The organism is Hymenobacter sp., from assembly GCF_031398885.1.
Classification (GTDB): domain Bacteria; phylum Bacteroidota; class Bacteroidia; order Cytophagales; family Hymenobacteraceae; genus Hymenobacter.
This window is the reverse complement of the sequence record NZ_JANNOD010000083.1, coordinates 1-12,089: the sequence shown is the minus strand read 5'-3', so window position 1 is coordinate 12,089 and position 12,089 is coordinate 1. Positions and strand designations below refer to the sequence as shown.

Annotated in this window: 10 protein-coding genes; 4 read left to right on the top strand and 6 right to left on the bottom strand. The window is 66.0% G+C overall.

Going from position 1 to position 12,089, the window contains the following annotated elements:
* Nucleotides 1-227: 227 nt before the first annotated feature.
* From RMO51_RS16020 to egtB, 4 genes are all read right to left on the bottom strand, one after another.
* A complete protein-coding gene (locus tag RMO51_RS16020) occupies nt 228-1,598 on the bottom strand; it encodes an MATE family efflux transporter (protein ID WP_310396290.1) in 1,371 nt (456 codons plus the stop codon).
* A gap of 269 nt (nt 1,599-1,867) precedes the next feature.
* Nucleotides 1,868-2,980 (bottom strand): pyridoxal phosphate-dependent aminotransferase, encoded by a 1,113-nt coding sequence (locus RMO51_RS16015; protein WP_310396288.1) that lies wholly within the window; start codon nt 2,978-2,980, stop codon nt 1,868-1,870.
* Nucleotides 2,981-3,008: 28 nt separating this feature from the next.
* Nucleotides 3,009-3,989: an L-histidine N(alpha)-methyltransferase gene (egtD, locus tag RMO51_RS16010; protein WP_310396286.1), complete on the bottom strand. Its 981-nt coding sequence runs from the start codon at nt 3,987-3,989 to the stop codon at nt 3,009-3,011.
* Between the two features lie 363 nt (nt 3,990-4,352).
* A complete protein-coding gene (gene egtB / locus RMO51_RS16005) occupies nt 4,353-5,735 on the bottom strand; it encodes an ergothioneine biosynthesis protein EgtB (protein ID WP_310396284.1) in 1,383 nt (460 codons plus the stop codon).
* Between the two features lie 277 nt (nt 5,736-6,012).
* Between egtB and RMO51_RS16000 the strand changes: the two genes are divergently transcribed.
* The 4 genes from RMO51_RS16000 to RMO51_RS15985 all read left to right on the top strand — a co-directional run bounded on the left by RMO51_RS16000 (nt 6,013) and on the right by RMO51_RS15985 (nt 9,473).
* The gene (locus RMO51_RS16000) at nt 6,013-6,270 is read left to right on the top strand and encodes a KGG domain-containing protein (RefSeq protein ID WP_310396283.1); all 258 of its coding nucleotides are present in this window, start codon (nt 6,013-6,015) and stop codon (nt 6,268-6,270) included.
* 43 nt (nt 6,271-6,313) lie between these two features.
* Complete coding sequence (locus RMO51_RS15995; protein ID WP_310396281.1) at nt 6,314-7,384, top strand: o-succinylbenzoate synthase; 1,071 nt, start codon at nt 6,314-6,316, stop codon at nt 7,382-7,384.
* A gap of 394 nt (nt 7,385-7,778) precedes the next feature.
* The gene (locus tag RMO51_RS15990) at nt 7,779-9,020 is read left to right on the top strand and encodes an aspartyl protease family protein (RefSeq protein ID WP_310396280.1); all 1,242 of its coding nucleotides are present in this window, start codon (nt 7,779-7,781) and stop codon (nt 9,018-9,020) included.
* Between the two features lie 75 nt (nt 9,021-9,095).
* Nucleotides 9,096-9,473 carry a DUF423 domain-containing protein gene (locus tag RMO51_RS15985; protein ID WP_310396278.1) on the top strand — a complete coding sequence of 126 codons (378 nt, stop codon included), beginning with the start codon at nt 9,096-9,098 and terminating at the stop codon, nt 9,471-9,473.
* A 120-nt stretch (nt 9,474-9,593) separates the two neighbouring features.
* On the opposite strand, the gene RMO51_RS15980 is transcribed toward RMO51_RS15985, so the two are convergent.
* Both RMO51_RS15980 and RMO51_RS15975 read right to left on the bottom strand, forming a co-directional pair.
* Nucleotides 9,594-10,136: a DUF1573 domain-containing protein gene (locus RMO51_RS15980; RefSeq protein WP_310396277.1), complete on the bottom strand. Its 543-nt coding sequence runs from the start codon at nt 10,134-10,136 to the stop codon at nt 9,594-9,596.
* Between the two features lie 223 nt (nt 10,137-10,359).
* The gene (locus RMO51_RS15975) at nt 10,360-11,790 is read right to left on the bottom strand and encodes an AAA family ATPase (protein ID WP_310396275.1); all 1,431 of its coding nucleotides are present in this window, start codon (nt 11,788-11,790) and stop codon (nt 10,360-10,362) included.
* Between the last annotated feature and the right edge of the window lie 299 nt (nt 11,791-12,089).

Below are 12,089 nucleotides of genomic sequence, written 5' to 3'. Positions count from 1 at the left end.
AGCAGGCCGTTAAAGCTAGTGCCAGACCAGGTAGAGACGCCTGCTTGCGTCTCATCGTTTGAACGACAATGGCGCGAACGGCCCGAGCGACCAGACGCAAATATGCGTCTCTACCTAGTTCTCGCCGCCAAAAAATTCGCTCAAGTGCTGCAAGCGCCCCGCAATTACCGGAACGGCGCAATTTGGCGCAATGTAGCCGGGCCGCGTTTTACGAGCGACGTTCCCGTTTACCGAACGGCTGCGGGCTCCTTTGCCGACAGCTCCGCCCGGTAGTCCGGCTCCGTCTCGCGCCGGAAGCGCAGCAGCAGCACCCCGGCCACGATGGTCAGGCCCACCAGCAGGCCCGTCCACACGCCGGGCGCGCCCAGGTGCAGGGTGAAGCCCAGGAAATACCCCAGCGGCAGCGCCACCACCCAGTACGCCAGCAGCGCCACGATGGAAGGCACCTTCACGTCCTCTAGCCCGCGCAACGCCCCCAGGCCCACCACCTGCAAACCGTCGGACACCTGAAACAGGGCCCCGATGAGCAGCAGCGTAGCCGCCTGGGCCAGCACTTGCGGGTCGTGGCTGTACAGGAGCGGGGCCACGTGCCGGGTGCAGATGAACAGCACCGCCATAGCACCCATGAACGCGAACCCGAGCACGTAGGCCGCGAAACCCGCCTGCCGGGCCGCGCCCAGCTCGCCGCCGCCCTGCAGCTTGCCCACCCGGATGGTGGCCGCCGTCGCGATGCCGCTGGCCGCCATGTAGGTAATGGAAGCCAGGTTGATGGCCACCTGGTGGGCCGCCAATTGGGCCGCGCCCAGCCACCCTATCATGATGGCCGCCGCCGCGAAGGCGCCTACTTCAAACGCCATTTGCACCCCAATAGGAGCGCCCAGTCCCAACAGGCGACGCAGGGTGGGCGCATCGGGCCACCAATTGCCAATGGCGGCGCGGTATACTTGCAGGCGCCGGGCCCGCAGCACGTAGGCCGCCATGAGCAGCGCCATGAGCCCGCGGGCCATGAGCGTAGCCCAGGCCGAACCCATCAGGCCCATCTCGGGCGCGCCCCATTTGCCAAACACCAGCGCGTAGCACAGCGCGGCGTTCACCACATTGGCTAGCACCGAGAGCCACATGGCCTGCCGGGTGAGCCCCAGCCCTTCGGCAAACTCGCGAAACCCCTGAAACACCATCAGCGGCAGCAAGGACCAACTGATGACCCGCACCCAGGGCGCGGCCAGCGCCTCCACCGCGGGCGGCTGGCCCAGGTAGTGCATTGCAAACGGCACCAGCTGCCCCAGGCCGGCCAGCACCAGCCCGGCCAGCGCGCTCAGCCAGACGGACGACACCAGCAGGCGGCCCAAATCGGGCAGGTCGCGCCGGCCGTCGGCCGCGGCCACCAGGGGCACGCTGCCCATGCTCAGGCCAATGCCCAGCATCAGGAGCACGGTGGTGCTGCTCACGCCCAGGCTCACGGCGGCCAGTGGCACGGTGCCTGTGCGCCCCACCAGCACCGAATCGACGAAGCTGACCATGACATGCCCCAACTGTGACAACACCACCGGATACGCCAGCAACACGGTAGGACGCAAGTGAGGGCGGAGGTCTTTCAACGCAAAAAACTTAATCAGCCAGCAAAATAGCCGGACACAAAGGTAAGCCCGCCCGTTTTGGGCCAGTATTACCAATGGGAATCACCGGATAATTAAAACGATTTCGGGTCCGTGCGGACGTTCCACCTCACGAGACCCCTGCGGGGCAGGCCCCTCTCCGGCGGAGAGGGGTGCGTTCAATGGACCCGAATTGGCTCCCCTCTCCGCGGGAGAGGGGCCGGGGGTAAGGTTTAATCAGTCGCGCCGTCCACACGGACTTGGAAACCGCCCTAGGCCGCAATCGGAGCCAGCACCTCCCGCATCAGCTGCAACGCTTCGCGCAGCACGCTTTCGTCCACGGCGTAGGAAAGCCGGACAAAGCCAGGCGCCCCGCAAGTAGCGCCGTCCACCACCTCCACCCCGCCCGCGGCCAGCCGCCGCACCAGCTGGGCCGAAGCTTCCGCCGCAGGCAAGCCAGGGTCGAGGAACCGGGTAAAATCGGCAAACACGTAGTACGTGCCTTCCGGCGCCACAACGGCAGCAGCCCCGGGCAGAGCGGCCAGCCCGGCTAGCAGCAGCTGCCGCGTGGGTCCCAGTTGCGCGCACAGCGCCGCCCCGATGGCCACCGCGTGCCGGGTAGCGGCGAGGGCGGCGGCCTGGGCTGGCACGGGCACCGGCGCGCCAGTGCTGAACAGCCGGGCGGCCACCGCCCGCGCCAACGCAGACGGCGCCACCACGCAGCCCACTCCCCAGCCCGCCAGCGCCAGCGACTTGGAGAAGCCGCTCACCACCACGTGCCGCTGGTGCGGGTCGGGCCAGGCCAGCAGGGTGGGCACGGGCTCCGGCCCGAAGCAGATGCCTTCGTAAATCTCGTCGCTGAGCACCCAGAGCTGCGGAAATTCGGCGGTTACGGCCAGCAAAGCCGCCCACTCGGCCCGGGCATACACGCGCCCGGTGGGGTTATTGGGGTTGCTGAGGATGAGCAGCCGGGTGGCCGGCGTGAGGGCCGCCCGCAGCGCTTCGGGGCGAAGAGCGTAGTTGTCGGCGGCAGTCAAGGGCAGCGGGCGCAATATGCCGCCCGCCCGGCGCACCAGGTCGTGGAACCCAAACCAGTTGGGGGTAGGCAGCAGCACCTCGTCGCCGGTTTCCAGCAGCTCACTGAGCAGGGCAAACAGGCCGGTTTTGGCTCCGCCCGTTACCAGCACCTGCTCGGCGGTGAGGCCGGCCGCGCCGCGCTGGCGGTAGCGCTGGGCCAGGGCCTCGCGCAGCTCGGGCAGGCCCGCTATGGGACTGACTTCCAGCGGCGCGCGGCGCTGTTGCACGCTGGCCAGCGCGGTCGTGGCCGCTTCCAGCGCCACGGGGGGCACCGCAAAATTTCCGTAACCGGAGGCGAGGCTGAGCATTGCCGGTGATTTATTATTGAATAATGCTTTACTCCTCCCGCGCGGCCAGCACCACGTCGGCGAAGTCTGTCGCTGCATCGGTGAAAGTGGCTACCACCCGCAGGCCGGCTTCGGTGGCCAGCTCCTCAATCTGAGGCAGGGTGAATTTATAGGAATTCTCGGTGTGAATGACTTCCCAGGCCGCGAAATCCACGGTTTGGTCCAGGGCGGCGAGGCGCACTTGCTGGGCGCGGGCACTGACCAGGTACGAGCGCACGGCGCCGGTGAGGGGGTTGTAGTCGGTGTAGTGCTGCCAGTGGGCGAGGTCGAAGTTGGCCCCCAGCTCGCGGTTGATGCGGGTGAGCAGGTTCAGGTTGAACGCGGCCGTGACGCCCTGGGCATCGTCGTAGGCGGCCCGAATGCGGCGCGGGTCCTTCTGCAAGTCGAATCCGATGAGCAGGCGGTCGGCCGGGGCCAGCGGGGCGGCCAGCCGGCGCAGAAAATCCAGGCGCTCGGCCGGCCCGAAGTTGCCGATGTTCGACCCCAGAAACAGCACCGCCTTGCCGCCCGGCCGGCTCCGCAGCTGGGCGAGGGCGGTGGCGTAGTCCGACACCATTGGGGCCACGCGCAGGGCGGGCATTTCGAGCGCTAGCATTTCCACCAAGCCGGCCATGGCGCCCGTCGAAATGTCCACCGGGGCGTAGGTAAAAGTCGGGCTGGCGGCGAGCAGCTCGCGCAGCAGCAGCTTGGTTTTGGCGCCGTCGCCGGCCCCCAGCTCCACCAGAGCAAACTCGCCGCCGCCGGGCGGGCTCAGGGCCGCCGCGATGGCCGCGCCGTGCTCCCGGAAAATGGCAAACTCGGCGCGGGTGGGGTAGTACTCTGGCAGCTCCATGATTTGCTGGAACAGCTGGCTGCCCGCGTCGTCATAGAAGTACATCGACGACAGCGTTTTGGGCGTGCGGCCCAGGCCAGCGGCCACGTGCTGCGCCAATTCGCTGGCAACGCGGCTGAGAAGGGAGGAATTGGTCATGCAGTGACTGTGGACGAAAAGGCGGGAAGGTCAGGAAGCGTTGGTGTCGAGTTAAAAGTTGAGAGTTAAAAGTTAAAGCGCGGACGAATGAAATGTTAACCCTTAGGCCCTATCCGAAAAAGTTGGGAGATGAGCACGATGAGAAGAGAACGTCCTGCTCATCTCCCAACTTTTAACTTGGCATGAGCGCTAAGGCAGCTTTAAAAAGCGCCGGCCGTTACGCCCCCAGGTAACGGTAACGGGCTGGTCCAGCGCCTCGTAAAGGTTTCCCCATCCGGGCACGCCGCCGGAGCGCGGTAGAGACGCATGGTTGCGCCTCTATACCGCGTGCGCGGATGGGCACGCTGCCGGGGCTTACTTCCGTCAGCCGCCCGGCCCTCGGCGGGCCAGCCGGATGCCGGTGAACTGCCAGCGCTTGTCGGCGTGAAAAAAGTTGCGGTAGCTGAGGCGGATGTGGTTTTCCGGGGTGGCGCAGGAGCCGCCGCGCAGCACCAGTTGGTTCACCATGAACTTGCCGTTGTATTCGCCCAGGGCCCCGGCGGCGCGGGCGTAGCCGGGGTAGGCGTGGTAGGCCGAGTAGGTCCACTCCCAGCAGTCGCCCAGCAACTGGTGGCAGGCGCGGGGGTCGGCGTCGGCGGGCAGCGGCTGGGGGTCGAGCTGGCCGCTTTCCAGCCAGGTGCCGCCGCGGGTAGTGGCCCCGAAGTGGCGGGCGGCGGTTTCCCACTCGGCCTCGGTGGGCAGGCGGGCGCCGGCCCAGTTGGCGTAGGCGTCGGCTTCGTAAAAGCTGACGTGGGTGACGGGCGCTTCCGGCGCTACCGCTTGCAAGCCGTGGTGGGTGAACCGGTGCCAGCGGCCGTCCCGCTGCACCCAGTACAGCGGCGCTTCCCAGCCCTCGGCCCGGGCCAGGTCCCAGCCCTCGCCCATCCAGTAGCGAAAGTCGCGGTAGCCCCCGGCCTCGATGAATTGCAGGTAGTCGGCGTTGGTCACCAAGCGGTTTTGCAGCTCGAACGGCGCCAGCAGCACCTCGTGGGCCGCCAGCTCATTGTCGAAGCAAAAGCCTTTTTCCTGAAAGCCCACCCGGTAAATGCCGCCGGGCACGGCCAGCCAGGACGCGGGCGCTGCGCTTAATGAAGAATGAGGAATGAGAAATGAGGAATTGTCTTCTAGTTGCGAAGAGCGGCCATTTCCCAATTCTTCATTCTTCATTCTTAATTCCTCATTAAGCGCAGCGTACGCCGGGGCGAGCGGGCTGGTGCTGAGGATGTACTTGATGTCGGTGGCCAGCAGCTCCTGGTGCTGCTGCTCGTGCTGGAGGCCCAGCTCCAGCAGCTCGTAGAATGCGGCGGGCAACGCCTCGTCCTGGGCCAGCAGCTCGGCCATGGCGGCGTCCACGTGCGCACGGTAGGCCAGCACGTCGGCCAGCGGCGGGCGCGAGAGCGTGCCGCGGTCGGCCCGGTTCACGCGCGAGCCCAGCGAGTTGTAGTAGGAGTTGAACAGAAACGCGTATTCCGGGTGGAATACCTGATAGTCGGGGGCGTATTCCTTGAGCAGCAGCGTCTCCCAGAACCACGTGGTGTGGGCCAGGTGCCACTTGGGCGGGCTCACGTCGATGGTGGGCTGCACCACGGTGTCCTCGGGCAGCAAGGGGGCGCACAGGGCCTGGCTCTGGGCCCGCACGGCCTGGTAGCGGGCCAGCCAGGGCCGCGCCAAGCGGGGGGCGGCCGGCGAATGGTGAAGTTGAGGCATTGGCGAAAGAAAAAAAAGGGCAGTTATTAGGGGCCCAAGGCACTAACCGCCCTGGCGGGCCGGAGGTTACGGCCAGCCCTCCCCGTGCGCCACGCACGGCCTGCCGCCAAGGGGACCAAACACGCAAAGCTCCTCAGGAAATACGTAGAAGCTCTTCCATGAAATTGGTATTTACACGCATTTTCGGAACAAATCACAACTTAAACCGCTGTTCGTAGTAGAATAATGGCCGGGCGGGTCTAACTTGTATTACCCCTAACCTCCTTTCCATATTTCAATGCCTTCTACGAATTCCACCAGTGATTTGGCAGCCGCTGCCAAACCCGCCACCCGCCCCGCCAACCGGGTGGGCACCAAAAGCCGCCGGGGCTTCGCTGCCATGAGCCCCGAAACCCAGCGCCGCATTGCCAGCGAAGGCGGCAAAGCCTCGCACGCCAGCGGCCGGGGCCACCGCTTCTCCGCCGACGAAGCCCGCGATGCCGGCCGCAAAGGCGGCCTGGTGAGCCGCCGGGGTAAGAAGGCGGCCAACAAGTAGCGCCGTCCCTGGCCGAGCGAAGCACGCCGCGCATCTTTGCGGCATGCTTCGTCTTAGCTTTTCGCGGCGCGCGCTGCGCTTCAACTTTCCGGCTCGCACGTCCCGCGGCGCCTTGGCCGAACACGTAGCCTGGTACCTGCACCTGACCGACCCCGCTCACCCCGCGGCCGTGGGACTGGGCGAAGCCGCGCCCCTGGCCGGCCTTAGCCCCGACTTCGGGCCGGGGTTTGCGGACGCCGTGGCCCGGCTTTGCGACCGGTTCAACGCCGGGGCTTTTGCCACCTTCGCGGCGGCTCAGGCCCCGGCGTTCGTCGGTTTGGGCTTTCCGGCTCTGGTATTCGCCCTCGAAACCGCCGCGCTCGACCTGGCCGGCGGCGGGCGGCGCCAGCTGTACGCCAACGGCTTCAGCCAAGGAACGGCCACGCTGCCCATCAATGGCCTGGTGTGGATGGGCGACGCCGCCTTCATGCGCGAGCAGATTGAGGGGAAGCTGGCGGCGGGGTACTCCTGCCTGAAGCTAAAAATTGGCGGGCTGGATTTTGCCACGGAACTGGCGCTGCTGGCCGAAATTCGGGCCGTGGCGCCCGCCGGCCAACTAATGCTGCGGGTAGATGCCAACGGGGCCTTTGCCCCGGCCGACGCCCTGGCCAAGCTGCGGGAGTTGGCCGCGTTCCAGATTCATTCCATCGAACAGCCCATTGCCGCCGGCCAGCTCCCGGCCCTGGCGGCGCTCTGCCGGGCCTCGCCCCTGCCCATTGCGCTCGATGAAGAGCTGATTGGCGTGGTTGACCCCGCCCGCCAAGCCGCGCTGCTCGACGAGGTTAAACCGGCCTACGTGGTGCTCAAGCCCACCCTGCTGGGGGGCCACGCGGCCACGAACCACTGGATTGCGCTGGCCCAGGCCCGGGGCATCGGCTGGTGGATTACCTCGGCCCTGGAATCGAACGTGGGCCTCAACGCCGTGGCCCAGCTCACGGGCGAGCACGACGTGCGCGGGTTTGCGCAGGGACTGGGCACGGGCCAGCTCTACGACAACAACGTGGCGGCGCCGCTGCACATCGGCGGCGGCCAGTTGGGCTACGACCCCGCCGGCCGGTGGGAAGTGCCCGCCTAGCGCAGTTTCAGCGTCGAGGCACGTTTTAAAGCAGAACTGAAAAGTCTGCAGACCGGCTCTGGAGCAGTTTCATAATCCAAGCACAGTTATCAGGCTTATCAGGCTCCCCTCTCCGCGGGAGAGGGGCCGGGGGCGAGGTGGGCCGGGCTGCACTGCGTGCACCGTTCGTGAAGCCGCTCCGGGCCGAGCCCGAGGCCGCCGCCGCGCGGCGCGGATGGACTTCCCCCGGGCTTCTCCAGAGCGGGCAATTCCGCCGGGCCGGCGGCCGGCCGAAAGGGGACCTTGGGAAGATGAGGGGGGCCGGGCAGCCGGAGTAGGTAAAGGCGCGTCTTATTCGCTTAATTTACCGCATCGGTTGCGTCTTCCTGCCATGTTTTTTCCGCGCTTTGTGTGTTTGCTGGTTTTCCTAAGCTTTTGCTGGGATGCGGGCCGCCCCGCGCACGCGCAAGCCGCGGAAACCGCCGCGCCGTTTGTGTTCGAAAACGCCCGCCGCAAAGTAGCCCGGGTAGAATTTGCCATGCACCGCAACCTGCTGGTGGTGACGGGCACGCTGAACGGATTCGGGCCTTACAATTTTCTGCTCGATACGGGCGTCAGCACTTCCATCCTCACGTCGCCGGCCCTGGCCGACTCCTTGCGCCTGCGCCACGGCCAGCGGTTCCGGGTGGTGGGCGCGGGCGGCCTCGAATCGGGGCTGCTGGCCTACCAAACCGACAGCGTGCGGACGGCGCTGCCCGGCGTGGTGGCCCCGTTCATGACGTGGCTGGTGCTCTCCGAGGACGTCCTCAACCTGTCGGGCTACGTGGGCGTGCCCATCCACGGCATCCTCGGCTCCGAGCTGTTCCGCAGCTTCGTGGTGACGCTGCGGCCCGAGGTTAACCAGCTGGTGCTCGACGCCCCGGCCACGTACCGCGGCCCCCGGGGCAAGCGGTGGTCCAGCATTCCGCTGATACTGCAAAACAACAAGGCCTACGTCGTGGCCGGCGTGCAGCTCAGCGACTCGCTCACCCTGCCCCTCAAGCTGGTGCTGGACACCGGCGCCAGCCACGCCCTGTCGTTGGAGCTCGACTCGGACCCCCGCCTGAGGGGCCCCGCCCGGCGCCTGCCCACCGACCTGGGCCGGGGCCTCACGGGCATCGTGCAGGGCTACCTGGGCCGGGTGACCACCATGCAACTGGGCCGCTACACCATGCGCTCGGTGCTGACGTCCTTCCCCAACGCGGCCGACGTGCACCGCCGCACCGACGTGCCCCGCAACGGCAACGTGGGCTACGAGCTGCTCAAGCGCTTTTCGCTCGTCGTCGACTACCCCCACCAGCGCCTGCTGCTGCGCCCCAACACCCAGTTCCGCGACCCGTTCGAGCACGACATGTGCGGTGTGGAGCTGCTGGCCACCGGGCCCGACTACCGCCGCTTCCTGGTGTTGCGCGTCATGCCCGGCTCGCCCGCCGCCGCCGCCGGCCTGGAAGTCGACGAAGAGCTACTGAGCATCAACTTCCTGCCGGCCAGCGTATTCTCTCTCACCCAGCTCGACCGCATGCTGCACTCCGAAGACGGCCGCAACCTGTTCCTGGTGCTCCGCCGGCCCGACGGCAACCTGCACACCACCAACGTGCGCCTGAAGCGGCAAATCTGAGCCCCGGCCCGACCCTACCTTTGCCGCCCCGTCTCCCCGCTTCCCTAACTTCCCCGCTTCCCCGCTTCTCCTCAGATGACTGCTCGATTATTGATTCAGTTGGCGGCCCTGTTGGGCGGGCTGGGCGTGGCCATTGGCGCGTTCGGGGCCCACTCCCTGCACGACATGCTGGCCAAAGCCGGCCGCCTCGACACCTTCGAAACCGCGGTGAAGTACCAGTTTTACCACGTGCTGGCGCTGCTGGCCATTGGGGTGCTGTGGACGGCCCGCCCCGAGCTGCGGGCCCTGGGCACCACCGGCTGGCTCTGGCTGGGCGGCATTCTCGTATTCAGCGGCTCGCTCTACGCGCTGTGCTTCACGGGCATCACCAAGCTGGGCGCGGTGGCCCCGGTGGGCGGGCTCCTGCTCATGGCGGGCTGGGTGAGCTTGCTGCTGGCCGTGCGCGAGCTATAGGCGACCCATAGGGGCGGCAGCGGCGGCAACGTGCCGCGGCATTCATTCCGGTAAAAAGCAAAAAGGACGGCCCGCTGGTGCGGGCCGTCCTTTTTGCATCCATGAGAAGGGCTTGCGCGCTTACTTCACTTTGACCCTAACGCGGTCAGCTTCTTTGGTATTGACCTTCTTGCCATTGACCTGCATCGTGGCGGGAGCCGCGGCCGAAGCTTCGGCTTTCATCTCCGGGGCGGCGTTGGCCGTGGCCGGTGCTTCCTTCACCTCGCCCACCAGCGACACGGTGGCGCTGCCGGCGGGGGCGTTCGACTCCACGGTCAGCACCTTGTTCTGCATGCCCATTTTGCCGGTTGTGTTGAAGTGCGCGGTGATGGAGCCGGTTTTGCCGGGCAGCACCGGGTCCTTGGTGTACTCGGGGGTGGTGCAGCCGCAGCTCACGCCGATGTTGGAAATGACGAGGGGCGCGGTGCCCGTGTTCTTGAACTTGAACGTGTGGTCGACCACGCCGCCCTGCACCACCGAGCCGAAGTCGTACTTCACCTCTTCAAACGTGATGGCGGGGCCGGCCACCGGACCGGCGGCTTTGTCGGCGGGCTTTGGGGCCTGGGCCTGCGCGGAGAAAGCGGCAGCGGTCAGGCTCAGGGCGAGGAGCAGGGTTTTTTTCATGAAGTCAGGAAATTTGAAGGATTAGAAGGGGTTGGAGAATAACAAAATTAACGGTTTTGCGCAGCCAGGCAAATTTAAAACCAAACTACCCGTGGCAGTTGCGGCACCCCGCAACCAAAGTGCGGCGCTTAAAATTCTATGCCGTGACCCAATCAAGCAACCGAGGCAGCAACAAGCGCGGGTGGCTTATTGTGAGATTGGGCTCGCCGGCCCTGCCGGGGCCCTACTCCGGCTCCGGCGCGTCGCCGAGCAGCTTCTGTTGAAAATTGAGCAGGAACAGCCGCTCCGAGGCCCGCGTGATGGCCGTGTAGAGCCAGCGCGCAAACTCGCCCGCCAGCGGCTCGTCGGGTTTCAGAAAGCCGTGGTCGACGAACACCGCCTGCCACTGCCCGCCCTGGGCCTTGTGGCAGGTGAGGGCGTAGGCAAACTTGATTTGCAGCGCGTTCAGGTACGGGTCCTTGCGCATTTCCTTGTAGCGCTCGGCCTTGGTCTTGAAGTGGGCGTAGTCTTCGCTCACGGCCTGGTACAGGGCATTGTTGCGGTCCGAGGGCAGGGCCGGGCTCTCGGTGTGCAGCGTGTCGAGCAGCAGCTTTACCTCGATTTCGGGCTCGTCGGGGTAGTCCACGAGCCGCACCTGGGCCTGGGCAAAGTGGAAGCCGAAGACCTCCTCGCGCCGGATTATTTTGGTGATTTGCAGAAAGTCGCCGTTGGCCAGAAAGCCGATTTCGGAGTCCTTGGGCAGCCAGAAATAGTTGTTGCGCACCACCATGAGGTAGTCGCCGCCCTCAATCTCCTCCTCGGCGTCGAACAAAGCCCGGCGGATGAGCTGGTTGTACTGGTTGGCGTTGCGGTTGGAGCGGCAGATGATGGTGGTGTTTTCGTGGCCGTACTGGCGGTAGGCCCAGCGCAGGCCGTCCTCCAGCTTGTCGCCGCCCATCTTGAAAATGTCGCGGAAGCCCCTGGTGTGCAGCTGGATGTTGGGCACTTCCTGGCGCAATTCCTCGCGCAGCTCGGTGGCGTTTACCAGAATGCCCGATTCCTGGGCCTGGCGCATCACCTGGCGCAGCTCCACGCTGCCCACGGTGGCCCGGAAGCGGTGGGCCAGCAGCTCGGGGTCGAGGGCCGGGCTTAGGAGCTGGCCCACCGGCGGCAGCTGCGCCGTGTCGCCGATGAGCAGCAGCTTGTTGCTCTGCTTCTCAAACACAAAGCCCATCAAATCATCGAGCAGGCCGTTTTCGCCGAAGGCCTTCTCGTCCGAAATCATCGAGGCCTCGTCCACGATGTACAGCGTCTGCTCGCCGCGGTTGGGCTGGCGCTGGAAGTTGAGCCGCTCGGAGGGCGAGCCGGACGTCTGGCGGTAAATCTTCTTGTGGATGGTGCTGGCCGGCACGCCGGCGTAAGCCGCCATCACCTTGGCCGCCCGGCCGGTGGGGGCCATCAGCGTGTACTTGCGCTGGAGCTGGTGCAGCCACTGCACCAGGGCGCTGACCACGGTGGTTTTGCCGGTGCCCGCGTAGCCGCGCAGCACGAACACCTTGCGCCCCGGCAGGTCGTCGCGCAGGAACGCGTCGAGCTGCGTGAACAGCCCGGCCTGGTCGTCGGTGGGCTCGTAGGGAAAGTAGTCGCGGACGGACGGGTGGCGGAGCTTGAGCATTGGTTATGAGGTGAGCCTCGTCAAATCCCCTGGGCGGACTCGAGGGCGGAGCTAGCTGTTAGATAGAGTTGTTCCTGAATAAAAAAGACCGTCATGCAGCGCGCAGCGCAGCATCTCGCGGGCCTCGTCAAACGATTGGTTTACTGCTGCACGCAAGATGCTTCGCTGCGCGCTGCATGACGGTCTTTTTTGCTGATTCTTATTCAAAAACAACTCTATCTAACAGCTAGCTCCGCCCTCGAGTCCGCCCAGGGGATTTGACGAGGCTCACCTCATAACCAATGCTCAAGCTCCGCCAC

Coding starts and splice junctions, on each gene's coding strand:
- RMO51_RS16015 (WP_310396288.1), bottom strand. CDS start 2,980: ATGCTCAGCCTCGCCTCCGGTTACGGAAATTTTGCGGTGCCCCCCGTG.
- egtD (WP_310396286.1), bottom strand. CDS start 3,989: ATGACCAATTCCTCCCTTCTCAGCCGCGTTGCCAGCGAATTGGCGCAG.
- egtB (WP_310396284.1), bottom strand. CDS start 5,735: ATGCCTCAACTTCACCATTCGCCGGCCGCCCCCCGCTTGGCGCGGCCC.
- RMO51_RS16000 (WP_310396283.1), top strand. CDS start 6,013: ATGCCTTCTACGAATTCCACCAGTGATTTGGCAGCCGCTGCCAAACCC.
- RMO51_RS15995 (WP_310396281.1), top strand. CDS start 6,314: ATGCTTCGTCTTAGCTTTTCGCGGCGCGCGCTGCGCTTCAACTTTCCG.
- RMO51_RS15985 (WP_310396278.1), top strand. CDS start 9,096: ATGACTGCTCGATTATTGATTCAGTTGGCGGCCCTGTTGGGCGGGCTG.
- RMO51_RS15980 (WP_310396277.1), bottom strand. CDS start 10,136: ATGAAAAAAACCCTGCTCCTCGCCCTGAGCCTGACCGCTGCCGCTTTC.
- RMO51_RS15975 (WP_310396275.1), bottom strand. CDS start 11,790: ATGCTCAAGCTCCGCCACCCGTCCGTCCGCGACTACTTTCCCTACGAG.